Genomic DNA, 25,435 nt, shown 5'->3' on the forward strand with positions numbered 1-25,435 from the left:
ATTATACATAATTGATGGTTGTTAATTAATAAGATATACATAAGTTTTCTTATCATCATAATAGACAAGGAGTTATAAGAATTATGACTATTCTTTTAGTAGATGACAATACTGTCAATCTATTTGTAATGGAAAAAATACTTAAAAATGCTGGTTACGATGATTGCGTCTCGCTAACCTCAGCTAATGAATTATTTCATTATCTACAACTTGATGCTCCTAACTCCACAGGGAATAGTGTGGACTTAATATTACTTGATATTATGATGCCAGAGATTGATGGCATTGAAGCTTGTAAACGCATTAAAAAAGTGGAAAATCTCAAAGATATTCAGATTATCTTTGTCACAGCATTAGAAGATAAAAATAAACTCGCAGAAGCGTTAGATATTGGCGGCGTAGATTATATCACAAAACCTCTAAATAAAATTGAACTCCTCGCAAGAATACGCGTTGCATTGCGATTAAAAGCCGAACTGGATTGGCATACCCAACATGAAAAAAAGATTCAATATGAATTAGACTTAGCCACTCATGTACAAAGAAGCCTATTAAGCTCACCTTTACAAGACGAGCATATGCATATTGAAGTTTCTTACCTGCCTTCTTTTAACCTTGCAGGTGATATGTATTATTGGCATAAAATAGATGAAGATAAATATGCCATTATCCTTTTAGATATGATGGGGCACGGCATTTCTGCCTCTTTAGTATGCATGTTTATCTCCTCTGTCCTAAGAGAATCCGTTAAACAATTAGTAGAGCCTGACCTTGTTATAAAAGAATTAAATCGCTATATGACTTTACTAAAAAATGATAAAGAAGGGCTGCCTTTTTACTTTACAGCTATTTATCTAGTAATTGACACAAAGGAGAAGACAGTTAAGTATGTTAATGCTGGGCACCCTTATGGCTATATGCTAGTTGATGAAAATGATGTTGTTGCCTTAGAACAAAGTACTTGTGCAGTAGGATTTTTTGACGAAATGGAAATTAATACAAAGGAGATTTCCTTTGAGAAAGATGTCCAAATCATTCTTTATACAGATGGAGTATTGGAAGCGATAGGCCCTTGTGAATTCGAGGCAGAAAAACAAATCCGCTCTATTTCCTCCAAAAGATGGGAACATACTAGTTCTGTAATGGATTATTTACTTACAAAAGAACAGCAGTCTAATCAACCAGATGATATGTGTGTCTTAATGATCCAGGCAAAAGCAAGTAACTGACATAGTATTGTTGATTATTTACATAAATAAATAAAAAAGGGGGTTTCTTCTATGAAGAAATCCCCTTTCATTATAACAAAGAAGTAGAACTGGTCGATGAACCTTAATAAAGCTTTTGATAAAGTCTTTCTCCACCATTAAGCTCTCTATATTTTGGCATTACTTCAACAAAACTCAATGTCTCTTTATCCCCTAAACCTAGAAATCCTTCTTTACTTAAACTCTCATAAAATAGGTGATGAACTTGGTTCTGAAGCATTGGATTAAAGTAAATCAGTACATTTCTACAAATAATAACATGAAATTCATTAAAGGATTGATCTGTTACTAGATTATGCTGCGCAAAAATAATATTTTTCAACAAATCAGAATGAAAATAAGCATATTGATGATCAGTTTTATAATATTCTGAGAAGGCATTTGTCCCACCAGCAAGCATATAATTTTTCGTATATGCTTGCATTTTGTGGAGAGGAAATGCACCTTTGCTTGCCTTTTCCAGCACGGTTTCATTCATGTCTGTTGCATAAATAACCGCCTTATCCTTTAAACCCTCTTCTTCTAATAAAATGGCCATAGAAAAGACTTCTTCGCCAGTAGCACAACCAGCATGCCATATCCGAATTTCTTCAAGCTTTCGTAAATACGGGATGATTTGCGCTCTAAAAGAACGAAAAAAGCTTGGATTCCTAAACATTTCTGTTACATTGATAGAAAAATCATTAAGAAGTTGTTCAAGGAATGCCTCTTCATGAATCACTCTTTCCAGCAATCTCGTAATCGTAGGAATATTATCCATTTTCATTCTATAGTAGATTCTGCGTGTAATAGAAGATCGGTTATATTGACGAAAATCAAAACCTGATAATCGAAAAATCCCTTCAAGCAGCAGATCTACTTCGATGTCTGCATGATCTTGATTCTCTACCTCTTGATCATTATTCAGGAATAGATGATCCATCTCCGTTCCTCCTTACTTAGCTAAGCTAACCATACTCTTAAGACGGAGTATAATTGATCCAAATCTAACGGCTTACTGATATAATCAGATGCCCCCGCCTCTAAACATTTTTCACGGTCATTCTTCATCGCTTTTGCCGTTAATGCGATAATTGGTATCTCTGTCAGATTCAACGTTTGACGGATAATTGTCATGGTTTCATATCCATTCATATTCGGCATCATAATATCCATTAGGATAACATCCAAATCTATAGTTCTATCCAGAATGTCTAAACATTCCTTCCCGTTATAGGCAACAAGAACATCCATCCCTCTTTTTTCAAGAGTCGTTTTAAGAGCAAAGATATTTCGATTATCATCGTCTACAATCAATACCTTTTTCCCTTTAAACACATCCTCGTTCTCGTCCTTAGAAATCACAATTTCTGTTTTTCTTTCTTCTTCCTGTTTCTGTTCTTCCTTATCTATTTCTTGTCGAGCTTCTTGCTTTTTCACTTCCATAGTAGCAGCTACATTCATCTCACTAATATTAAGTTGGGTGTCTGCTATTCCATTCGGAAGACTTGGAATAATGAGGGTAAAAGTACTGCCCTTACCTTCCTCACTCTTCAAGGAAATCCAACCACCTAGCAATCTAGCAAACTCTCTACAAATGGAAAGACCTAAACCAGTACCTCCATATTTACGCACAGTGGCGCCATCTGCTTGCTGGAATGTTTCAAAGATTAATTTATGTTTATCTTTCGGGATGCCAATCCCAGTGTCCGTTACGGAAATTTCCAGCCACTCACTACTTAATTCTCTCATACTGCGGCTAATCTGATTTCTCTTCTTAATATTTAAGGAAACTGTTCCGTTTTCCGTAAATTTAAAGGCATTGGATAATAGATTTTTAATAATTTGTTGGAATCTCTTTTCATCTGTAAATACGATGTCTTGGAGACCTTCCTGTTTGTTTACTAAAAATTCTACTTCCTTCTGGTTAGCGATAGGCGCGAAGCTTCGCTCCAATTGTGAAGTAATATCATGAATGCTTACTTCTCCAAAATGAACATCAAGCTTGCCTGCTTCTACCTTGGAAAGATCAAGAATATCATTTATAAGCGAAAGAAGATCTTTACCAGAGGAATGAATAACATTCGCAAACTCCATTTCTTCTTCCGATAGATGATTCGAATCATTCTCCGCTAACATTTCTGAAAGAATTAGAATACTATTTAGCGGTGTTCTTAATTCGTGGGACATATTAGCTAAAAACTCTGATTTATAATTAGAATTTTGAATAACCAACTCTGTTTTCTCTTCTAATTCCTCTTTTGCTTTTTCTAAATCCCTCGTCTTGGCTTCTGCTTCCCTTGTTCGATCTTCAAGCTGTTCATTAGTAGCCATCAGCTCTTCTTTTTGCATTTGCAGCTCTTCTGATTGTGACTGTAATTCTTCTGACTGTGTTTGTAGCTCTTCTGATTGAACTTGTAACTCTTCTGTCATTGCTCTAGATTCATTTAATAAGCGAACGATTTCCATTCTACCCATAATACTATTAATCGTTAATCCAAATGTCTCCACTATCCCAGTAATGAGATTTTGTTGAAGGGTTGTAAATTCTGTCATTGTAGCAAGTTCAAGTACAGCAATAGCCTCCCCCTCAAACATAACAGGTACAATGATAATACTACGTGGAGAAACATCCCCTAACCCTGTTGCAATTAAGCGATAATCACTTGGGATTTCTTGATAATGAAGAACACGCTGTTCTTTAGCACTTTGACCAATTAGGCCTTCTCCTATTTGGAAGGTCTCTCGTCCAATCGTATCTCCAGATTCAGCAAATGTTGCCATTTTTATGTAGGTTTCTTTTTTCTGTTGGGCGTCTTTTACATAAAAGGCTCCAAAGCTTGCATTTGTTTTTAGCGCTATTTCTGTTATAAACACACTAGTTAACGCTTCAATAGAAGGAATTCCTTGAAATTTCATCACAATATCAGCAACGTTCGACTGTAACCATTCTCTCTGTTCAACTGTATCAAGGAGGCTATTTGTCGCTTCTGCAAGCTCTCTTATTTCATCGTTTGTCCGGACATGAATACGAGTACTGACATTTCCTTTAGAGGCAGCGATTGTTTTAATAGATCCTGTTACTTCCTTTATTGTTCTAACAATCGATTTAGAAGTTTGTCCAGCCAGACTAATAGCAACAAGTGAAATCAAGACTAATACGCCGAATAGTCCTACTGTTAAACCATTATTTTGTTTGTCCAGCTTTGTTGCCTGCTTGGCCGATGCATCCTTCTCTGTATCTCTAAGATTCGTAAATTTTTCTGTAATCTCGTTTATATAATCTCGTCCATTATCCTCTTTGAAAAATTCTTCAAGAGCTTCTGTATTATTTTGTGCTTTATATTGGATGGTTGGCTCACCAGCCGTATTAATCCAATTCAAAATATTTTCCTTTATTTCGAGTAAATTCCGCTGTTGTGCAGGTTTATTACTCATTAATTGATACAATTCCTCAAATTGCTCTTTCCAATTTTCCTTCCCATCATTATACGGAATTAAGTAACTTTGGTTACCTGTGATTATGTATCCACGCTGACCTGTCTCCATATCTAATACACTTTTCTCAATAGAAGATGTAAGTTCATGTATGCGAGAATCATAATTGATAATCGAATTACGTTCCTGTTGAAGGGAGCGTATTTGATTATTTAGTAAAATTACTGACACAAGTAAGCAAAGAATGATAACAATGTAACCAAGGATAATTTTGGAGCGAATGCCAAACTTAAATTTAGAATCCATTTGATTACCTTCCTTAACTTATTTTCTATTTTAATAGTATAGTATTTACAATAAAAATGAAAAGGGAATTTGTTCTATTTTCTTCTTTTTCATCTAGTTTATATTACTTTTTTCATCGCTTTAACTTTACAAGCCTATGCTTTGTATTTGCTACTAATAATTTTGTAAGTAAAACGGTGCTTGAATAACCCTTTGCTTTTCAATTACTTTACAACCTGGAAAACAAAGGGTGGGAATGACTGCATTTGCTACTTCTCACCCTTCTCTTACATTCAAAGCCTTTATGCGTATCAATTTATGTCTAATAAAAACATTCATTACAAACAGCAAATTTAAACTTAGCCGATAGTTCTTTCCCGCATTTCTTGCATTGCTTCGTCCGTTTCTTACCTTTAAACCCAGTCTTTAACTGATCGTTTATTTGGTCACTCAATTCCTGTCTTACCTTTTCCCAATAATAGGCTTCTGTCCTTCTTTCTAATCTATATAGGAATAATAAGTGCAGACCAATCGCTTTATAACCGAGCTCCAGTTCCTCCAAACTATCTTGTTTAATTTTTGGTTCTGGTAAATCCCTGTTTTCCACAATTGCCTCCATATTTGCTTTCCATTGCGCTCGTAATGAGGCTTCACTTGTGGCGAATGGTAGTTTCAGAAAACTAAATAAATCATGCAGGGACATTCTCGCTTCGACCATCGTATCCATAATCATTTCATATAGCTGCATTTCCTCTGCTAGTGAAGCCTTTCTTGTTCCTTCTGGGCTTTTAAAATGTCCCCATAAATAAAAGAACAGCCCCAAATTATTGGAATACTTTTGAAATCTTTCTAAAACAGCACTTGTTGGTGCTATTGTGAATCCATACAAGTCTTCGTCTCTTTTTTCTAATAAATACTTCATCCTTTTACGGTCACTGGTGAAAGCAACTCGCCCAATATCATATATCCCCTTTCTTCCTGCTCTACCTGCAATCTGCTTCACTTCCTGTGAGGTTAACATCCTTCTTCTTATCCCATCAAATTTGTCATTCTCTAAGAAGACAATTCTCCTTATTGGTAAATTAAGCCCCATCCCAATTGCATCTGTTGAAACAATAACTTTCGTTTCTCCCTTAATAAAGCGCTCCATTTGTTTTTTTCTTGCTTCTGGTGGCATACTTCCGTAGATGATACTGACTTGCCATCCTTTTCTTTGTAACTCAGAGGCTGTTTCTAAGACTCTTCTTCTAGAGAAACACACTAATGCGTCTCCCTTTCTTGTATGACTTAATTGAAATAACTCATTTTCTACCTGTAACGGTGTCTCCCGTCGATATTCATGAACCTCTACATCTATATCACCTAATAACTGTAGAATCATGTTTTTGGCATGCAGACTTGCGATAATATGGACCTCTTGTGCATTTGTCTTGGTGATAGCACGATACCATGAGAATCCTCGTTCTCTGTCCGCAATCATTTGTGCCTCATCAATGACAACAACTTCGTAAAAATCCTTTTCATGAAACATTTCTACTGTACTCGATTGATGTTGAGCTTCCAGAACAAGCTTTTCTTCTTCCCCTGTTTTTAGCGAACATGGAATTCCTTGCTGATTCAGCTTCTCATAAATTTCCAATGCTAATAATCTTAATGGAGCTAAATATAAACCGCTGGAAGCTTCCATCATTCGTTTAATTGCTTGAAATGTTTTACCAGTATTTGTTTCTCCAGTATGAAGGATATATTTAACATCTATATTGGTTGGAGGGTAATATTCTCTTCCAAATATATCCTCAATCATTCTTGCTTCTTCTTCTTTACGTCGTCTTTGCTCCTCGCGATCTTCTGCTTCCTTCTGTTCCTTCCTTTGACGGTCTTTTTCCATAATCTCTTTATGAATCTCTACATCAAAAGGAATATCTAATAATTTTTCCAAATCGATTACATACTCAGAAAACAAATCTTCAAGAAACTCTTCTGTTATTTCTTCCAGTAAAGGCGTGCTTACTTCTAGTAAAAAAGAATTGCTTAAGGAATGGTCAAATATGTCTTCATATTCTTCTTTTATTCGATTAGGCAATTTATCTTTCAGCCATGTCGGAAAAAAGTCAATTAAATGCTGAAAGATTAAATTTTCATATGCTTCTGTCCGGTCTTCTAAAAAGTAAAATTGGTTATAGGGCATATTCATTTCATTTGATAAATATTCTTCAAAGGTTAACTCCATCGAAGATAAAACAATGCCATTCCGTTCTATCTCTAGCGCAATATTACTTCCTGTTAAATAGCGAACATAGAGAAACAATTCCTCATAATGCTTTTCCATCAATTGCTCAATATAATAAGAGAATTTCATTTTATATTTACGTTTTGCTTCTAGATTTTTCTGTTCTTCTACGGTTTGCAAATAGTTTTCTCGTCTTTCTTTATACCTTTTTTCCCATTCTTCTTTTTTATCCCCGAGGTTTTTTCTTAACCATTCTTCATAACGGAATACTTCAACCTCACGAATTTCACTTCTAAATAATCGGTTAATAACCTTTTTATTAAGATCATTAATGTCCAATCCTTTATTGGTGAGATATTGTTTCTTTTCAGCATACTTGATATGACTAGTTGCAGTATTTAGCCAAGTATTTAGCCAAATTTGCTCTATAAATACTTTTCGGTCATCCATATATTGTTCAAAAGTAGGCAGACGATCTTGTTTCTCTAAATACTTATTTACATCATTCATAATATGGCTTTTTGTTTGTTGAATCGCTTTATCGTATTGCGGTTTTAATATTGGATTTATCATGATGAACTCCTATAGAAATGTTATACCATTCTTATTTTCCTTTATTTTATCTTAGACATGTAGGTTTTTTAAAATTTTTTAGACTGTCTACCATTTTTCATATGGACTTTATTAACGATCATAACATGGATACTAAAGTAAAATGTTGTTATATTCGTTTATTTTATTCAATGCCGATTTTTATCGTTGATTTACTACGATTTTTTTGTTTTGGAAGATTATTTCTTAAAAATTAGGGAAAACATAAAGGATGATTTCTCGGGAAATAAAAAATCCTTGCACGTTGGCAAGGATTATTTGGGAGGGTCTTCTTTAATAGAGTAAAATTTGTTGCTTAGTTTTTCTTAAGGCTTAATTCTCTTTTATATTTCTCTAGTTCTTTCTCTGTGCAGCGTACATAGTGACCTGGAGTTACTTCTCTTAACTCAGCTGTCTCATTAGTATCATGTACAGATGGATCATATGCAATTCTCTTGCGCTCACGTTCATAACGCGGATCTGGAAGTGGAATTGCGGATAGTAATGATTTTGTGTATGGGTGAATTGGGTTTTCATACAATTCATCTGCTTCTGCAAGCTCTACCATATTACCCATATACATAACACCAATACGATCACTAATATATTTAACCATGGAAAGATCATGAGCAATAAATAAATAAGTCAATCCACGCTCTTTTTGGAGCTTTTTCAAAAGATTTACTACCTGTGCTTGAATAGAAACGTCTAATGCAGAAATAGGCTCATCACAGATAATGAAATCTGGCTCAACAGCTAGGGCGCGAGCAATTCCAATTCTCTGCCTTTGACCGCCGCTGAATTCATGCGGAAAGCGTGTAGCATGCTCTTTATTCAACCCTACTACTTCAAGGAGTTCTTCAACTCTTTGACGACGCTCTTCTGGTGTTTTTGCAAGATTATGATTATCAATTCCTTCTGCAATAATATCCAGTACTGTCATACGCGGATTTAGAGAAGAATGTGGATCTTGGAAAATCATTTGCATTTTTTGGTTAAATTTGCGAAGCTCTGCCTTTGATTTTTTCCCATGCACATCTTCGCCTTCAAATTTCACTTCTCCACCTGTTGCATCGTAAAGACGGATGATTGTTCTACCTGTTGTTGACTTTCCACAACCAGATTCTCCAACCAGACCAAAGGTTTCTCCTTTAAAAATATCAAAGGATACACCATCTACGGCTTTTATTACCCGATCTCTTCCAGCTGAGAAATGTTTTTGTAAATTCTTAACCTCTAGTAATTTTTCTCTAGTCAACGTTTTCCACCATCCTTTTTACCAGTTTGCGAGAAACCTAACATTCTTTGCTTAACTGATTCTGGCGGTTCCATATGTGGAGCATCTTCATGCAATAACCACGTAGCTGCATAATGAGTATCTGAAACCTTAAACATAGGCGGCTCCATTACTTTATCAATTTCTAGTGCATATTTATTTCTAGATGCAAACGCATCTCCGACTGGCGGCTTTAACATATTTGGCGGGCTACCAGGTATAGCAAACAACTCTTCATCGTCACTATCAAGTGTCGGCATAGATCCGATTAGTCCCCAAGTATATGGATGTTTTGGATTATAGAATATATCATCTACCGTACCAATTTCAACAATTTTACCAGCATACATTACAGCAACACGATCTGCCACATTTGCCACAACACCAAGATCATGAGTAATAAAGATAATTGCACTATCTGTTTTCTTTTGAATATCTTTCATCAACTCTAGAATTTGTGCCTGAATTGTAACATCAAGTGCTGTTGTTGGTTCATCAGCAATTAAAATCTTTGGGTTACACGCAAGAGCAATCGCTACAACCACCCGTTGGCGCATTCCACCTGAGAATTGATGCGGAAACTGATTAATTCGTACTTCCGGCTGTGGAATACCAACTAATTCAAGTAATTCTAAGGCACGTTTTTTTGCATCAGACTTGTTCATGTTTTGGTGCTTAATTAAGCCTTCCATGATTTGATTTCCAATTTTCATCGTTGGATTCAAAGAGGACATCGGATCCTGGAACACCATTGAAATATCTTTTCCGCGAATTTTTTGCATCTCTTTTTTGGATTTCTTAACTAGATCTTCTCCTTCAAAAAGAATTTCACCTGTTTTAATCACACTTTGCGGCTCAGGAAGAAGTCTCATAATGGCATTAGAAGTAACCGATTTACCAGAACCGGATTCTCCTACTATTGCTAATGTTTCCCCTTTATTCAGATCAAAACTAACACCACGAACAGCTTGTACCTCACCATTGTAGGTGTTAAATGATACTCTTAAATCTTTGACTTCTAATAATTTACTCATTTATTAAACACCTACTTTCTATTTATGCATCTTAGGATCAAATGCATCTCTTAAACCATCACCTAAAATGTTAAATGCAATCATTAGTACTGATAATACAACTGCTGGGAATACTAATAAATATGGGTATAATCTTAAGTTTGCAAATCCTAGTTCAATTAAAGCACCTAAAGAAGCGTCTGGTGGTACAATACCTAAACCGATGAAACTTAAAAATGCTTCGAAGAAAATAGCTCCAGGAATAGAGAACATGGTGTTAACAATTATGATACCACTGATATTAGGAATTAAGTGCTTTCTAATTATCGTACCGTTTGAGGTTCCTAATGTTTTTGCTGCCAGAACAAATTCCTGGTTAGTAAGTTTCATTACTTCACCGCGAACGACACGTGACATGCCAATCCAACCTGTAATTGTTAATGCTACAACAATAGAAATAATACCTGGTTTTAGAATTAACATCATTAATAAAATGATTACTAAGTTAGGTATACCCACTAGCACTTCTGCTATACGTTGTAAAACATTATCTACTCTTCCACCATAGAAGCCAGAGATACCACCATATGCAACACCTATTAATAAATCAAGCGCAGCTGCAACAAACGCAATAATGAGAGAAACTCGAGTTCCTTCCCAAAGTCTTGTCCATTGATCACGTCCAAGTGTATCTGTACCAAACCAGAAATACGTATCATCTAACTTCCTCTGCTCGTAAATATGGAAAGTCGCTTTTACAGAAGCTGAATTTCTTTCCCCATTACCTTCATCTAATACTTTAATATCAATAAACTCTTTATCACTCTTATAACGAGCATAGGCCTTATTCGTTGCATCCTCCACTGAGACACCTTTATAAGTCCCTGATAATGTACCATCCAGCCCAAGCCAAGAAACCTTCTCCAATACCGGTACTCTAGGAGGTAATTTAGCACGAGACAAATCCTGACCATTACTATCATATCCAGTGAAATAAGGTCCAAATATACTCAAGACTATAATCAACAGGATTACAAAGATACTAATAATTGCAGGTTTATTTTTAAATAAAGTTCTTCTCGCATCTTGTCCAAAAGTTCTACTTGGAGCAGTGATTCTCTCACTAATACTCTCTTCTTGCTTAAGAGGTTTAAATAAATTTTTATCTATATTTTTTAGATTATTTTTATCCATCCTATTTCTTTCCTCCTGCAATTCTAATTCTCGGATCTATCAATCCATAAAGGAGGTCAATGATTAAGATGATGACAACAAATGCAAATGCATATAATAGTGTTGTTCCCATGATAGTCTGATAATCATTTACAGTAACTGATGAAACGAACTGCTCACCAATTCCAGGAATTGCGAATATTTTTTCAATTACTAACGATCCTGTCATCAAGTTAACAGCCATTGGACCTATAACAGTTATTAAGGGAATTAAAGCATTTCTTAAACCATGCTTAAAGATGATACCAGACTCTGCAACCCCTTTAGCACGAGCGGTTGTAATATACTGAGAATGTAAAACTTCAATCATTTCTGTTCTAATAAATCTAGCAGAAATTGCTAGAGGAGTTATTGCTAAAGCAATAGTTGGTAGAATTGTATATTCGTATCCATCCCATAATGCTACCGGTAACAAGTCCCACTGGACAGCAAAATAGTACTGCAATAAACCAGCAAATACAAACGATGGTATAGATGTACCCAATACCGCTATAATCGTTGATATAAAATCGATTGGTCCATTTCGGAAAATAGATGAGATCAATCCAAGAAGAATTCCTACTATTGTGCCAAGTACTAATGCCTGTGCACCTAGTAAAGCAGATGGCCCTATTTTACTCATTAAAATATCCATTACAGGTGTATTATCAAAAGCAAATGACACACCTAAATCTCCTTGTACCAGATTTCCTAGATAACGAACATATTGAACTGGGATTGGATCGTCTAATCCGTATTTTTCTAAGACAATCGCTTTTTGCTCTTCACTTAACTTATCTTCTGCTTTAAGTGGACTTCCCGGTAAAAACTTCATAAGGAAGAAAGATACTGTTGCTATTATGAAGAGCGTTAAGAACATATACCATAAACGGCGAAGTAAATATCGCGTCATCTGTGCACCTCCTATTATTCTTTGTATATTATAGCATAATAATTTATTTTTTATATTATCAGAATTTTCCTGCAGCAAAATATAAGAGAGTATATGCTATAAAAGCATACACTCTCTTGTTATTTCATAGCAAGAATTTTCGTAAAAATCAATTACTTACCTGATCCAACACTAGTCCATTTCCATTCATAAGTAGGTCCAAATGGATTAACAATCATGTTTTGGATTTTTGGAGATGAAAGGAATGCTCTACCACGTTGGAAGATTGGAGCAATTGCACCATCTTCAAATAATAACTTTTCAGCTTCTAAGAAGTTTTTGTAACGTGCATCATTATCTGTTGCAAGGGTAGTTGCTGTATCTGCCAATAGCTTATCATACTCTTTATTAGAGTATCCCATTTGGTTGTTTCCGCCATCAGTAATCCATAGGCTTAAGAATGTATATGGATCTAGATAATCAGGACCCCAACCAGCAACTTGAAGATCGTAATCCATTGCTGTATCAAGAGCTAAACGTTGTTTAAACGGAACCTTTTTAAAGTTAACTTTTAAACCAGGAAGGTTTGTTTGTAATTGATTTGCTAAATATTCATTCATTGTTGTAGAACTTTCAGAATCATCACCTAATAATTCCACTTCAATAGTATCTTTACCTAATTCTTTTTTCGCTTTCTCAAAATACTCTTGAGCAGCTTTTACATCATAAGTTACAAGATCTCCACTTACTTTACGGAAATCACCACTGCCATCTGGCATTGGAGTAAAGTCTGCTGGCACTAAACCATTAGCCACAGAAGAACCATTGTTTAGGATAGTATTAACTAATGCTTCCTTATCAAATGCACGACTAATTGCTAAACGAAGATTTTTATTTTTAAGTACTTCGTTTCTTGTTTGATTTATCTTAAAATAGAAAACAGAGTTATCTGGTTGCGTAACAAAATCAGGATTAGAAGAGTATTGATCAACATAGTCAGAAGATAATCCAGCTCGATCTACTTCACCTTTTTCATATAGGTCAACCATTGTTTGGTTATCTTTAACTACTACAAAATTAATTTTTTCTAGCTTAACAGTATCTGCATCCCAGTAAGTATCATTCTTAGCAAGATTCCACTTTTGAGAAGCACTTTTCCAGTTTTCTAATACGAACGGACCGTTTGATAAGAGAGTATCAGAGCTAGTTGCGAATTTATCGCCTTTTTCTTCCACAAATTTTTGATTTAATGGCAAGAATGTACCGAAAGTTGTTAATGATTCAAAATATGCAATTGGGTTAGCAAGTTCAACAACTAAAGTATGGTCGTCTTCAGCTTTAACCCCTAGTTCTTCTACTTTCTTTTCGCCTTTATTGATTTCTGTAGCGTTTTTGATTACGCCACCCATCATATACGGGCCGTATTCAGAACCTGTCTCAGGATTTACTGCGCGCTGCCAAGCATAAACGAAATCGTTAGCTGTTACAGGATCTCCATTTGACCATTTAGCATCTTGACGTAACTTGAATGTCCAAGTTAAACCATCATCAGATACTTTGTGAGATTCTGCAATACCATTTTCTACCTTAGCATCTTTACCTAAACGATAAAGACCTTCCATAGTAGCCCCCAAGAATTGGAAACCGTATTCATCTGTTGCTTTTGATGGATCCATAGATGGAATCGCATCTCCATTAATTAAGTTTAATTCTTGTTTCACATCTTTATTTTCTGCAGACTTATCTGAACCTTTAGACCCTTTGTCGTCGCCAGAACATGCTGCTAAAAATACACTTAACACTAATGTCAGTGAAAGCAGCCAAGTAAATTTGCGCTTCATTAAAAAAAGACCCCCCATTGTTATATTATTCTGTAAATTACATCTAAAAAAGAAGCTAAAGTGAGTATACTATTATTCTAGTAGAGTTGTAAAGACTAAATATAGAGATAATTTCAAATATTACTATGACGAAACGGCACTATTCTGCATTAAAACAATAAAGATAACGCTTCCTTTTTTGGTAAAATTCTAAAAATTATTATAAAAAAGATGGGGAAAAATACTTCAAAAGGCCCCGATATTGTAAAATATATCCATATGCCAATATACTTTTTCTCCATATATTAGCAGATTATTTTATTATGCTAGAATTTTTTAGTGAGTGCTGTTTCACATACCAGTGGATTATTTTAATTTTTAGTGTAAAAGGTAAACAAAATACTACTGTTCTGAAGTATTGAATTTCTATCCTTTTTTCTAACAATGTACTTTCTATTAGAGTTAAGGTAAAATACGTTTATTCGTGATTACAAACTTAATTAAAAAAGGTGAAACTTTATGCAAAATAAAAAATGGTTTATATTTCTTATAAATCTCTTTCTTACATTTATACTTTTTTTTATCTCTTCATCGGAATATTCTCTTGTTCATTATATTAATTCCGTCTTTTATTTAACCTTCCTTTATATTGTTATTTTTCTATTTATGTATATTGCTAAGGGTGGTTTTTTCGACGGAGTAACATTCAGTTTCAGACGGTTTCATCATGTTATTCTAAAAAGGAATGATTATTTAGAAGAATGGAAGGAGAAGCCTCTTCCTTCTCAAAAATTTAATAAAAGGTTTTACTCTGTTCTTAAGTTCCAAGTTATATCCTTATTTGTTTATTTACTAATTTTATTGATAATTTACTATATCTAATAAGATGGAGTTTTATAGTAATCTTTTATCCCGTACATTCTCCCTATTTTTCTAAAACGTAGGAATATTTATTTAATTACAACATTAAAATTGTATATATAGTGTTTACCCATTATAATGGTGTTGTAAAAATATTGAAATGAGGGGGATGTATTAATGAAATTGGAAGCGTTTCCACCTGTAAAAGGCAAACATAACCTTGAAAACTACGAGGAACAGTACCAACATTTCAAATGGGACCAAGCAGAAAAGGATTTTTCATGGCATCAAACTGGAAAAATTAATTTGGCCTATGAAGCAATTGACCGTCACGCTGAAAACTACCGCGCCAATAAAGTAGCCCTCCATTATTTTCATCCATCTAGAAAAGAAACATACACATTTAAAGATTTAAAAAAATTCTCCAATAAAGCTGGAAATGTATTAAAGGAGATCGGAAATGTAAACAAAGGAGATCGAGTGTTTATTTTTATGCCTCGCTCCCCAGAATTATATTTTGCTTTACTTGGTGCAATCAAACTAGGTGCTATTGTCGGCCCATTATTCGAAGCCTTTATGGAAGATGCGGTGAAAGACCGTCTCTATGATAGTGAAGCAAAAGTAATTATTACCACACCTGAACTAGTAAATAGAATTCCACATACAGAATTACCTGCTCTCGAAACTATTTTTATTGTCGGTGAAGACATCCAAGAAAACGATAAAACAAAGGATTTCCTTCATTACTTTCAAACAGCATCTACAGAATTAGACATAGAATGGGTCGATCGCAAGGATGGTTTAATCCTTCACTACACCTCTGGTTCAACGGGGAAACCAAAAGGTGTGCTTCATGTTCACAATGCCATGATTCAACATTATCAAACGGCAAAGTGGGTATTAGATTTACAAGAGGAGGATGTATATTGGTGCACAGCTGATCCAGGCTGGGTTACAGGTACCTCCTACGGAATCTTTGGACCATGGCTTACTGGCTCGACAAATGTTGTGGCAGGAGGCCGATTTAGTCCTGATATTTGGTATAAAACGATTGAAACCTTTGGAGTGACTGTTTGGTATAGTGCTCCTACCTCCTTTAGAATGCTAATGGCAGCAGGAGAGGAGGTAACAGAAAAATATACACTCTCTTCTTTGCGTCATATATTAAGTGTTGGCGAACCACTGAATCCCGAGGTAATTCGATGGGGATACGATGTATTTGGACATCGTATCCATGACACTTGGTGGATGACGGAAACTGGTGCTCAGCTAATATGCAATTTACCATGTATGGATATTAAATTAGGTTCAATGGGGAAACCATTACCGGGAATTGAAGCAGTAATTTTAGATGACAATGGCAACATTCTGCCGCCAAACCAAATGGGGAATTTAGCCATAAAAAAAGGCTGGCCTTCGATGATGCATACAATATGGAACAACCAAGAAAAATTTAATAGCTATTTCCAACATGATGAATGGTATGTTTCAGGAGACTCTGCTTATATGGATGAAGAGGGATATTTCTGGTTCCAAGGGCGAGTCGATGATGTTATTATGACTGCTGGAGAGAGAGTTGGACCATTTGAAGTGGAAAGTAAATTAATCGAATTTCCAGCAGTGGCAGAAGCTGGTGTCATCGGTAAACCAGATCCAATTCGAGGGGAAATTATCAAAGCCTTTATTGCATTGGTTGATGGCTATGAGCAAACAGATGAATTAAAAGAACAAATACGATTATTTGTAAAAACCGGCTTGGCTGCTCATGCTGCTCCAAGAGAAATCGAATTCTGTGAAAAACTTCCTAAAACTCGCAGCGGAAAAATTATGAGACGTGTCTTAAAAGCATGGGAACTTGGCCTCCCTACTGGAGATCTCTCCACAATGGAAGATTAAAAGTTAAGAGCCCGAATATAGAGAAGGAAATAAGCAATCCTCTTTTTCGCAAAAAGAAGATATTTATTTCCTTCTTTTATTTGAAAGCGTTACATTTGGCGTTTATCTCCTTTCTATGGCACAATAGTAATGCTTGTTTAGATCTGATAGCAACATATTTTTAAAGCGTTTTCTTATAGGAGGAGGAAGAAGAACATGAGAACAATCAAACTAGGTAGCAGTAACTTAGAAGTACCAGTAGTTGCAGTTGGTTGTATGCGTATTAATTCATTAGAAAAGAAGGAAGCAGAACGATTTGTTCAAACTGCGTTAGAACACGGTGCTAACTTCTTTGATCACGCAGATATTTATGGAAAAGGAGCTTGTGAAGAAATTTTTGCTGAAGCGATAAATATGTCGCCAAGTGTTCGTGAAAATATAATCTTACAATCTAAATGCGGGATCAGAACAGGAATGTTCGATTTCTCTAAAGAACATATTTTGCAATCAGTAGACGGTATTTTACAAAGATTGAACACTGAATATTTAGACTCCCTTCTCCTCCATCGCCCAGACGCCTTAGTGGAGCCAGAAGAAGTCGCAGAAGCATTCGACATTCTGGAACAAACAGGTAAAGTTCGCCACTTTGGTGTTTCGAACCAAAATCCGATGCAGATTCAATTATTACAAAAGTATGTGAAACAGCCAATTGTGGCTAACCAATTGCAATTAAGTATTACGAATGCGAATATGATTTCTAATGGGATTAATGTCAATATGGAAAATGACTCAGCCATTAACCGTGATGGCAGCATTTTAGACTTCTGTCGACTACATGATATAACGATTCAGCCTTGGTCTCCATTCCAATTTGGTTTCTTTGAAGGCGTTTTTCTTGGCAACGATAAATTCCCTGAATTAAATCAACAAATTGATGAAATTGCAGGCAAGTATCAAGTAAGTAACACAACCATTGCGATTGCCTGGTTATTGCGTCACCCTGCCAATATGCAGCCAGTAATCGGTACAATGAATGTGGAACGTTTAATTGATTGCATAAAAGCAAGTGACGTTTATTTAACAAGAGAAGAATGGTACAGCATTTATCGTGCCGCTGGAAATATATTGCCATAATTTTATTAATCAAAAGAAAAACCAGTCAACTACTCTACATAACGAGTCGCTGACTGGTTTTTTCTTATCGATTATCTACCTTTTCTGGGTACATATCATGGTTCATTAATCGATGTGCTGCCATCTCTTCAAATTTGGTGCCCGGTTTTCCATAATTACACCATGGGTCGATGGAAATCCCGCCTCGTGGAGTGAATTTCCCCCATACTTCTATATATCTTGGATCTAACAGTTTTATTAAATCATTCATAATAATATTGACACAATCTTCGTGAAAATCCCCATGATTGCGAAAACTAAATAAATACAACTTTAAAGACTTGCTTTCCACTATTTTCTTATTGGGTATATAAGAAATATACATTGTCGCAAAGTCAGGCTGCCCTGTTATTGGGCAAAGACTCGTAAATTCGGGACAATTAAATTTCACAAAATAATCTCTATCAGAATGAAGATTATCTACTGATTCTAATACCTCTGGTGCATAATCACTTTTATATTGAGTATTTTGATTTCCTAACAAAGTTAAATCTGTTAATCCTTCTTCGTTCTTTCTTCCTGACATGAAAAAGTCCTCCTTGTTTGGTGTTTCCCAACCCTGCTAAAAAGAGAGGCATTTACCTTACGCAGAAAAACTAGCTGAATCAAACAAAAAAGCCATATCCTTTATGGACATGGCGTGAATTGCATGTATCCATAGTTTTTTATAGAGGGTATTTGCTATGAACCTCTCCCGTTTCAGTACGGGTATATCTTTTCTTACTATATAGAATCCACAAAAATTCGTCAATTAAAAATCGCTGGCCTTCTATATCTTTTTCTTCCCTTTATTTATGAAGTACTTCCACTGTTTCTATCCCTTCTTTATCCATTTCAGCATTCAGATCATCTTGTACCGTTATATCCGCAAGCTTAACTTTTGAGCGATAAGCGGAGCGAACGATAACATGGGATGCGACAGGAGAAGTTAAAAAAACAAAGAAAATTCCCAAGAACAGGCGAATGCTAAAAACACCTTCTATAATAAAAAAGACAAATGTGCCAACAAGGGTAAAAAGTACTCCCATAGTAGAGCCTTTGGATGCAGCATGAGATCTTGTGTATACATCTGGCAGTCTTATTAATCCAAGGGAACTCAGAAAACAAAAAATGGCGCCACAGAATATAAGTAGAACAGATATGAGTTCAATCAGATTGTTTTCGCTCAATGACTACACCTCTTTCCATATATCGGGCAAAAGCAATCGTTCCAATAAACGACAAAATCCCAATTAATAAAATCACCTCAAAAAAACCTGTATTCCGAAGCAGAACGGAAAAAATCGCTACTCCTGCAATTAGATTGATTCCTAAACTGTCTAATGCTTGTATTCTGTCAGGAGCTGACGGTCCTTTAATAAGACGATATATTGTTGCAAGAATAGATATGATCAGTAAAATTAACGATCCAACTAATAATTGATCAATCATAGCGAGTCACCCTCTTTATTGCCTTTTCGAATTTTTCCTTTGAACGAAAGATGGATTCCTTTTGTGCAGGGATATCCATCGCATGAATAAAGAACTTTTTATTATCGGAAGTAACCTCTACTACAACAGAACCAGGAGTTAAATTCATTAATAGAGCTAGTAAGGAGACTTCCAATTCCCCTTCTAATTCCGTTTCTAACGAAAATATTCCTGGGGAAATATTTAATCTTGGCCTTGTTATTTGCCTAATCACAACAACACTTGAGGTAAACAGCTGCTCAATAAAAACAAAAAATAGCTTTACGACCGCAAAAAATGTTTCTAAATAAAATTTAGTTGACAAATAGCGACGCAAGATAAATAAAACAAGTATACCGAACAAGTAACCAGTAAAAAACGTTAAGACATTCCATGTGTCCTGTAAAAACATCCAGATGATACCGATTAATAAGTTGATCAATATTTGCATAGGCATGGATACCACCCCTTTTTTGTCTATTTACTACTTAAATTCCCTTAATTATTGCTTAAAACAGCTTTGACATAATAATTGGGGTCCATCAAGCCTTCAACTGCCAAATCTACATATTCATGAATCCCTTCTGTCCCTATTCCTAATGCAATGGTTAAGAAAGTAAGGAAAGCCATCGGCAGCATTAATCCTTTCGTGGTTCCTTTTTCTTGTTCTAATGTTAAATCGGTATAGCCCCAAAACACAGCCATAAATACTTTCATAATAGAATAAAGGACAAACAAGCTGCTGATTAGTCCAAATGCACCTAACCAGTAATATCCTGCATTAAAGGTACCTTCTGTAATAAATATTTTCCCTAAAAATCCACTTAACGGAGGAATTCCTGATAAGGATAAAGCTGCTACAAAGAACATCCAGCCTAACTGCGGGTGTAAACGAATCAATCCACTCATCTCATCTAATTTACTTGTTCCAGTCAGATGAATAATTGTACCTCCCAGCAAAAAGATAAGTGCTTTGATCACCATATCATGCATGAAATAGTAGATGGAACCAGTCATCCCCACTGTTGAGTACGTAGCAACACCCGCCAAAATAAACCCAACACCAATGACCACATTATAGGTCATCACTTTATAGATATCTCTATAGGCTACGGCTCCAATTGCTCCAAGAGTCATCGTAATAGCTGCGAGAATTCCGATTAATAAATGGGTAATGTGAACTTCATGATAAAAAATCAAGGTAAATACTCGAATAATCGCATACATTCCTACTTTTGTTAAAAGTGCAGCAAAGATAGCAGAAATCGCTGTTGGTGGTGCACTATATGAACCTGGAAGCCAGAAGAATAAAAACAATCCAGCTTTTAAGCTAAATACAATTAGGAATAAAATCGCTACCGTTGTCATGAGCCCGCCTTGACCAACTTCTGCAATACGGACAGATAAATGGGCAAAATTTAACGTTCCAGTAATAGCGTATAAATAAGCAATCGCAACGAGAAACAGAAAGGATGAAATAATATTTATCAGTATATATTTAATTGATTCTCTTAACTGAACCCTTGTTCCTCCTAATGAAATGAGTACATATGAAGCAACAAGCATTACTTCAAAACAAACAAATAGGTTAAATATATCCCCTGTAAGGAAAGAACCGTTTACACCTGTTATCAAAACCAAGAATAATGGATAAAAATAATACTTCTCCAATTGTTCCCCAATCGAATGAAATGCGTATAACAAACAGCAAAACCCAATAATACTCGTAACGAGAACAAGAATTGCCGCAAACATATCAGCTACCATACTTACACCAAATGGTGCGTCCCATCCTCCTAATTGAATGGACTGGATCCCATCTGTTTTAATTTGACCGATTAAAACGTAAGCCACAATAAAAACAGAAATAACTGCTACTAAGCTTAATATCCGATGAAGGATAACTTTATCTCGAAAAATAACCATGATCATCGCAAATACGATAGGAAGGATGATCGGCAAAATGACAATATTATTCATCCTCATTACCCCTTAATAAATCTGTATCATCGGTGCCTAATACTTTATATGCTCTGTAGCTTAGTACTAAAAATAAAGCTGTTGTTGCAAAGTTTATGACAATGGCTGTAAGCAGCAATGCCTGCGGCAAAGAATCTGCAAAAGTATGATCGGTTATCCCTAAGAGCGGAGGACCTCCTTTATTCAATCCACCCATTGTAATAATAAGCAAGTTTACACCGTGACCAAGAATTGATGTCCCTAAAATAATTCGTAATAATGTCTTTGTTAAAATAAGGTAGATTCCGATAGAGAATAAGATACCTACAAGAATAGACATTAGCGTCTCCATTATCGATCATCCCCTATTGTCATAATAATTGTTATGGCGGTACCGATAACGGCAAGAGCCACACCCACATCGAAAATGACTGCAGTCGCCAACTCCGTTTTTCCAAAAATCGGCAGATCAAAGTATCCAAAGGCTTGGGTTAAAAATGCTTCCCCAAACACCATTCCCCCTACCCCTGTCAAAACAGCGATTAACACGCCCACTCCCGCTAATACTTTAAAGTCAACAGGAAGGTTCTTTCGGACGGATTCAATATCAAAGGTAAGAAAAAGCAATATAATCGCAGCCGCAAAGGTAAGACCGCCAATAAATCCACCTCCTGGAAAATGGTGTCCAGAGACAAAAAGGTTGATTGCAAAGGTGAGGATAATGACGACAGCAACCTTTGCAACACTTCGGATGATAATATCATTTGGTTCCTTCATTCTTATCCCCTCCCACTAGTCGTACCTTTATTAATGTATAAACGCCCAAACCTGCTACTGTAAGCACAAGAATCTCTAACATCGTGTCAATACCTCGGAAATCTACCAAAATGGCATTAACGATATTTTTTGCTCCGGCTAGTTTATAGGAGTTTTCATAATAGCTTGAAATAGAAGCAAACAGATGGGTTCCATTTGCTGATAAAGCAATCAGTGTAACAACTAACCCTACGCCAATCGAAATAATGGCATTAACCACTTTAAAAGGTACCCTGCTTATTTCTTTCTTTAATTGCGGCAAATGATAGAAGCATAGCAAGAATAATACAGTCGTTACCGTTTCAACTACTAATTGCGTAAGTGCTAGATCTGGAGCTCTAAAAAGAACAAAGAAAAACGAAACAAGAAATCCTAACGCTCCAACCGCCACAATAGAGGTAATTCTCGATTTGGATAACAGCACGGTGACAGAACTTACAATCATTGCAATGACTATTCCCATATCAAAAATAGTAATTGGTGAATCATGTGACATATCAAATGTAAAACCATTAAAAAGGAACAAGGATCCCCGATGATTAAAATGATAAAGCCAAATATATAGACTAGATAATCACGTAAAAAGCCAGTCATATAAAAATTAGTAATAGACTTAGATAATATTTCTAGATATTCCAAGCCTAGATTATATAAATTACTTAATGTAATGGCTTGTGGATACAGACGATAAATCTTATACCATTTTCGTAAAAACAAATATAGTACCGTACCTAATACCACCACACCAATCGTCATCCAAAGCTCTGTATTAAATCCATGGAAAGCGCTAATTTTTTGGACTCAACTGTATACGCAAGTGTTGGCAGCACAGCTGTAAATGCTGGTTTTAACAAAAATTTCGAGACAACATTTGGAATAAAGAAGAAAAGAATAACAAGCGCACCTAGAATGATAGGTGAGAGCAACAAGCCAATTGGCGCCTCATGCACCACTTTATCCAGTTTTGGTGCTTTATTTTTCCCTCTAAATGTTTTAAAAATTAATACCATGCAATAAACAAACGTTAATACACTAGCAATCCAAGCTATAATAGGAATAAAAATTCCAATATGCTGAAGATTAAATATTTCCATTTCCGACGCTTGCACAACAGCGGTAAAGAACATTTCTTTACTTAGGAAACCATTAAATGGTGGAAGACCAGCCATCGAAAAACCACCAATTACTGTAAGGGTAAAGGAAACTGGCATTAAGTGAATAAGCCCGCCAAGTCTCCGCAAATCCCGAGTACCGGTTTCATGGTCAATTATTCCTACGACCATAAATAAAGAGCCCTTAAAGGTGGAATGATTTACTAAGTGAAAAATCGCTGCAAAAATCGCTGTTGCATACAGCCCTGCTTCTTCTACAGCTACCCCTTTATACATTGCAGCAGAACCCAAGCCAAGCAGACTCATAATTAATCCTAATTGACTAATGGTTGAATACGCTAATAATGCTTTTAAATCTGTCTGCTTCACGGCATTAAAGGAGCCATATAATAAAGTAAAAATGCCTATTCCTACAACAATCCAGAACCACTCCATCGTCCCGCCAAAAATAGGAGTTAGACGAGCAACTAAATAAATTCCTGCTTTAACCATCGTTGCCGAATGTAAATAAGCACTGATTGGAGTCGGTGCTTCCATGGCATCTGGAAGCCAAATACTAAACGGAAATTGGGCAGACTTCGTAAATGCCCCTAGTAAAATGAGAATCATTGCTGGTATAAATAAAGCATGACCTTGAATTAAATCAAGTTGAAGCAGCGTTTCTCTTATGCTGGTTGTATCTGCCATAATAGAAAGCATAATCAAACCCGCCAGCATCGCAAGTCCGCCAAAAACAGTAATCAACATTGCCTTCTGCGCGCCATATCTAGAACGGTCCCTTTCATACCAATAAGCAATTAACAGAAAGGACGACACACTCGTAATTTCCCAGAAAACATACAAAACATAATAATTATCAGACAATACTAGCCCAAGCATCGCTCCCATAAATAACAATAAATATACATAGAAGTTATGCAATGCTTCGCGATGCTTTGATAAATAGAAAATAGAATATAAAATGACTAAACTTCCTATCCCAGCAATCAGCAATCCAAAAACTAAGCTAAGCCCATCTAAGTAGGTTATAAAGTTAATGCCATAGGCTGGTATCCATTTAACTGTAGAAGTAAACACCTCTCCTTTTGCTACTTTTGGAATGTACGTCAACAGATAGATAAAAATAAGAAATGGCACAAACAGTACAAACCAGCCAGTATGGATTCGTGGCGTCAGCCTTTTATAAATAAAAGGCACAATTAAGGCAAACATAAATGGAAACAATATCATAAAATGTACCCAAGTCATTTTTATTTCCCTCCTTTAAATTGGTTCTATTTTGATGAACTTAAGTCAAAAAGGTATTTATAATGAAAACGATGTCTAACCTTACTATTAGTAAAAGAATATAAATGTATTTGTTCATTTGGATAATTTAAGGAAATGCATTGACTCATATAGTAGCATACGTTATAGTCATACATAGTTTATTATTAATGGTGTAAATCATTCACATCTATACCTGAGGTGAAAAAAATCATGATAAATGGAAAAGAACGCATGGATGAAAGTATTCTCGTCTGCGTTTATTACGGTCCTAACGGTGAACGTCTTATACAACGAGGCTGTAAATTAGCTAATATGCTTGATTGTCCACTCTATATTCTTACGGTGGATTCCAAACCGTTTGATGAGCTGGATGCAGAAAAGTCAAACTATATTACTAGATGGAAAGAGTTAGCTGAACGTCATAGTGCGGATGCGTTTATCATTAAAGACAAGGAATCAAGACCAATCTCTAAGGTAATCGCAGAAGTAGCTAGAGAAAAAAACATCACCCAAATTGTTCTCGGTCAAACAGCGCAAAGTCGTTGGGAGCAGATCGCAAAAGGTTCGATTATTAATTCGTTATTACGTGAAATCCCATTTGTTGATCTTCATATCATTTCGGTCGCCCGTTTTTTGAAAAATCCTGAAGGTCAATATGAAAAAGGTGTACGTGCATATTTAGTAAAAGAACAAAATGGATATCGTCTAATTTTCAATCATACAAAGCAGGTAATGTATGAAGGGATTTTCTTTAAAGAACACGGTACGGATTTTAATAATGGTGTTTTCAAATTTATGAAAGATCAAGAAACATTGCAAGTGCAAGTACATGAGGACATCGTTAACGAATTAACGAATGTTGACATCGATACGAACGCTAGTAACGATGATGATTATCTATAGGCCATTTATACTCC

The 25,435-nt window shown here is 35.6% G+C and carries 20 protein-coding genes, 1 pseudogene and 1 riboswitch; of the genes and pseudogenes, 5 read left to right on the plus strand and 16 right to left on the minus strand.

The annotated features are described in order from the left end of the window. The first annotated feature begins 83 nt into the window (after nucleotides 1-83). A complete protein-coding gene (locus C2I06_RS17740) occupies nucleotides 84-1,229 on the plus strand; it encodes a fused response regulator/phosphatase (RefSeq protein WP_095329412.1) in 1,146 nt (381 codons plus the stop codon). Nucleotides 1,230-1,332: 103 nt separating this feature from the next. Here the strand turns inward: C2I06_RS17740 and C2I06_RS17745 are convergent, their stop codons facing one another. The 8 genes from C2I06_RS17745 to C2I06_RS17780 all read right to left on the minus strand — a co-directional run bounded on the left by C2I06_RS17745 (nucleotide 1,333) and on the right by C2I06_RS17780 (nucleotide 14,025). Beyond that, nucleotides 1,333-2,190, minus strand: a complete 858-nt coding sequence (locus tag C2I06_RS17745; RefSeq protein WP_123258560.1) for a CheR family methyltransferase — start codon at nucleotides 2,188-2,190, stop codon at nucleotides 1,333-1,335. 20 nt (nucleotides 2,191-2,210) lie between these two features. Continuing rightward, nucleotides 2,211-4,991: an ATP-binding protein gene (locus C2I06_RS17750; RefSeq protein ID WP_095329410.1), complete on the minus strand. Its 2,781-nt coding sequence runs from the start codon at nucleotides 4,989-4,991 to the stop codon at nucleotides 2,211-2,213. Between the two features lie 301 nt (nucleotides 4,992-5,292). Continuing rightward, the gene (locus C2I06_RS17755; protein ID WP_206427977.1) at nucleotides 5,293-7,773 is read right to left on the minus strand and encodes a DEAD/DEAH box helicase; all 2,481 of its coding nucleotides are present in this window, start codon (nucleotides 7,771-7,773) and stop codon (nucleotides 5,293-5,295) included. 334 nt (nucleotides 7,774-8,107) lie between these two features. Next, on the minus strand, nucleotides 8,108-9,049 hold the full coding sequence (locus tag C2I06_RS17760) for an ABC transporter ATP-binding protein (protein ID WP_123258561.1): 942 nt from the start codon (nucleotides 9,047-9,049) through the stop codon (nucleotides 8,108-8,110). Continuing rightward, nucleotides 9,046-10,101: an ABC transporter ATP-binding protein gene (locus tag C2I06_RS17765; RefSeq protein ID WP_095329408.1), complete on the minus strand. Its 1,056-nt coding sequence runs from the start codon at nucleotides 10,099-10,101 to the stop codon at nucleotides 9,046-9,048. Before C2I06_RS17765 ends, C2I06_RS17760 begins: the two co-directional genes overlap by 4 nt. A gap of 18 nt (nucleotides 10,102-10,119) precedes the next feature. Next, entirely contained in the window at nucleotides 10,120-11,274 is a 1,155-nt protein-coding gene (gene opp3C / locus C2I06_RS17770; protein WP_095329407.1) for an oligopeptide ABC transporter permease, read from the minus strand. A 1-nt stretch (nucleotide 11,275) separates the two neighbouring features. Beyond that, on the minus strand, nucleotides 11,276-12,205 hold the full coding sequence (opp3b, locus tag C2I06_RS17775; protein WP_095329406.1) for an oligopeptide ABC transporter permease: 930 nt from the start codon (nucleotides 12,203-12,205) through the stop codon (nucleotides 11,276-11,278). Nucleotides 12,206-12,357: 152 nt separating this feature from the next. Beyond that, nucleotides 12,358-14,025, minus strand: coding sequence for a peptide ABC transporter substrate-binding protein (locus tag C2I06_RS17780; RefSeq protein ID WP_095329405.1), 1,668 nt, complete (start codon nucleotides 14,023-14,025; stop codon nucleotides 12,358-12,360). A gap of 498 nt (nucleotides 14,026-14,523) precedes the next feature. On the opposite strand from C2I06_RS17780, the gene C2I06_RS25850 reads away from it, so the two are divergent. The 3 genes from C2I06_RS25850 (at nucleotide 14,524) to C2I06_RS17795 (ending at nucleotide 17,874) form a co-directional block, all read left to right on the plus strand. After that, on the plus strand, nucleotides 14,524-14,886 hold the full coding sequence (locus C2I06_RS25850; RefSeq protein ID WP_095329404.1) for a DUF3899 domain-containing protein: 363 nt from the start codon (nucleotides 14,524-14,526) through the stop codon (nucleotides 14,884-14,886). A 156-nt stretch (nucleotides 14,887-15,042) separates the two neighbouring features. Continuing rightward, complete coding sequence (gene acsA, locus C2I06_RS17790) at nucleotides 15,043-16,761, plus strand: acetate--CoA ligase (protein ID WP_123258562.1); 1,719 nt, start codon at nucleotides 15,043-15,045, stop codon at nucleotides 16,759-16,761. Nucleotides 16,762-16,956: 195 nt separating this feature from the next. Then, a complete protein-coding gene (locus C2I06_RS17795) occupies nucleotides 16,957-17,874 on the plus strand; it encodes an aldo/keto reductase (protein WP_123258563.1) in 918 nt (305 codons plus the stop codon). A 64-nt stretch (nucleotides 17,875-17,938) separates the two neighbouring features. On the opposite strand, the gene queF is transcribed toward C2I06_RS17795, so the two are convergent. From queF to C2I06_RS17835, 8 genes and pseudogenes are all read right to left on the minus strand, one after another. Further along, a complete protein-coding gene (gene queF / locus C2I06_RS17800; RefSeq protein ID WP_047940920.1) occupies nucleotides 17,939-18,439 on the minus strand; it encodes a preQ(1) synthase in 501 nt (166 codons plus the stop codon). Between the two features lie 125 nt (nucleotides 18,440-18,564). After that, a riboswitch (PreQ1 riboswitch) is annotated at nucleotides 18,565-18,611 on the minus strand. Between the two features lie 90 nt (nucleotides 18,612-18,701). Next, entirely contained in the window at nucleotides 18,702-19,082 is a 381-nt protein-coding gene (gene mnhG / locus C2I06_RS17805; RefSeq protein ID WP_095329401.1) for a monovalent cation/H(+) antiporter subunit G, read from the minus strand. Further along, nucleotides 19,060-19,344 carry a Na(+)/H(+) antiporter subunit F1 gene (locus C2I06_RS17810; protein ID WP_047940922.1) on the minus strand — a complete coding sequence of 95 codons (285 nt, stop codon included), beginning with the start codon at nucleotides 19,342-19,344 and terminating at the stop codon, nucleotides 19,060-19,062. Before C2I06_RS17810 ends, mnhG begins: the two co-directional genes overlap by 23 nt. Further along, nucleotides 19,337-19,819 (minus strand): Na+/H+ antiporter subunit E, encoded by a 483-nt coding sequence (locus C2I06_RS17815; protein ID WP_095329400.1) that lies wholly within the window; start codon nucleotides 19,817-19,819, stop codon nucleotides 19,337-19,339. Before C2I06_RS17815 ends, C2I06_RS17810 begins: the two co-directional genes overlap by 8 nt. A gap of 41 nt (nucleotides 19,820-19,860) precedes the next feature. Then, on the minus strand, nucleotides 19,861-21,342 hold the full coding sequence (locus C2I06_RS17820) for a Na+/H+ antiporter subunit D (protein WP_123258564.1): 1,482 nt from the start codon (nucleotides 21,340-21,342) through the stop codon (nucleotides 19,861-19,863). Then, on the minus strand, nucleotides 21,335-21,673 hold the full coding sequence (locus tag C2I06_RS17825) for a Na(+)/H(+) antiporter subunit C (protein WP_016201601.1): 339 nt from the start codon (nucleotides 21,671-21,673) through the stop codon (nucleotides 21,335-21,337). Before C2I06_RS17825 ends, C2I06_RS17820 begins: the two co-directional genes overlap by 8 nt. Beyond that, nucleotides 21,673-22,098, minus strand: coding sequence for a Na(+)/H(+) antiporter subunit B (locus C2I06_RS17830; RefSeq protein ID WP_095329398.1), 426 nt, complete (start codon nucleotides 22,096-22,098; stop codon nucleotides 21,673-21,675). Before C2I06_RS17830 ends, C2I06_RS17825 begins: the two co-directional genes overlap by 1 nt. After that, nucleotides 22,082-24,497 (minus strand): annotated as a pseudogene (locus tag C2I06_RS17835) (Na+/H+ antiporter subunit A). The gene C2I06_RS17830 and the pseudogene C2I06_RS17835 overlap by 17 nt, the downstream one beginning before the upstream one ends. A 231-nt stretch (nucleotides 24,498-24,728) precedes the next feature. Between C2I06_RS17835 and C2I06_RS17840 the strand changes: the two are divergent. Beyond that, nucleotides 24,729-25,421 carry a universal stress protein gene (locus tag C2I06_RS17840; RefSeq protein ID WP_123258565.1) on the plus strand — a complete coding sequence of 231 codons (693 nt, stop codon included), beginning with the start codon at nucleotides 24,729-24,731 and terminating at the stop codon, nucleotides 25,419-25,421. Nucleotides 25,422-25,435: the final 14 nt, after the last annotated feature.

Origin of the sequence: Niallia circulans (assembly GCF_003726095.1) — a bacterium.
GTDB classification, from domain to species: domain Bacteria; phylum Bacillota; class Bacilli; order Bacillales; family Cytobacillaceae; genus Niallia; species Niallia circulans_A.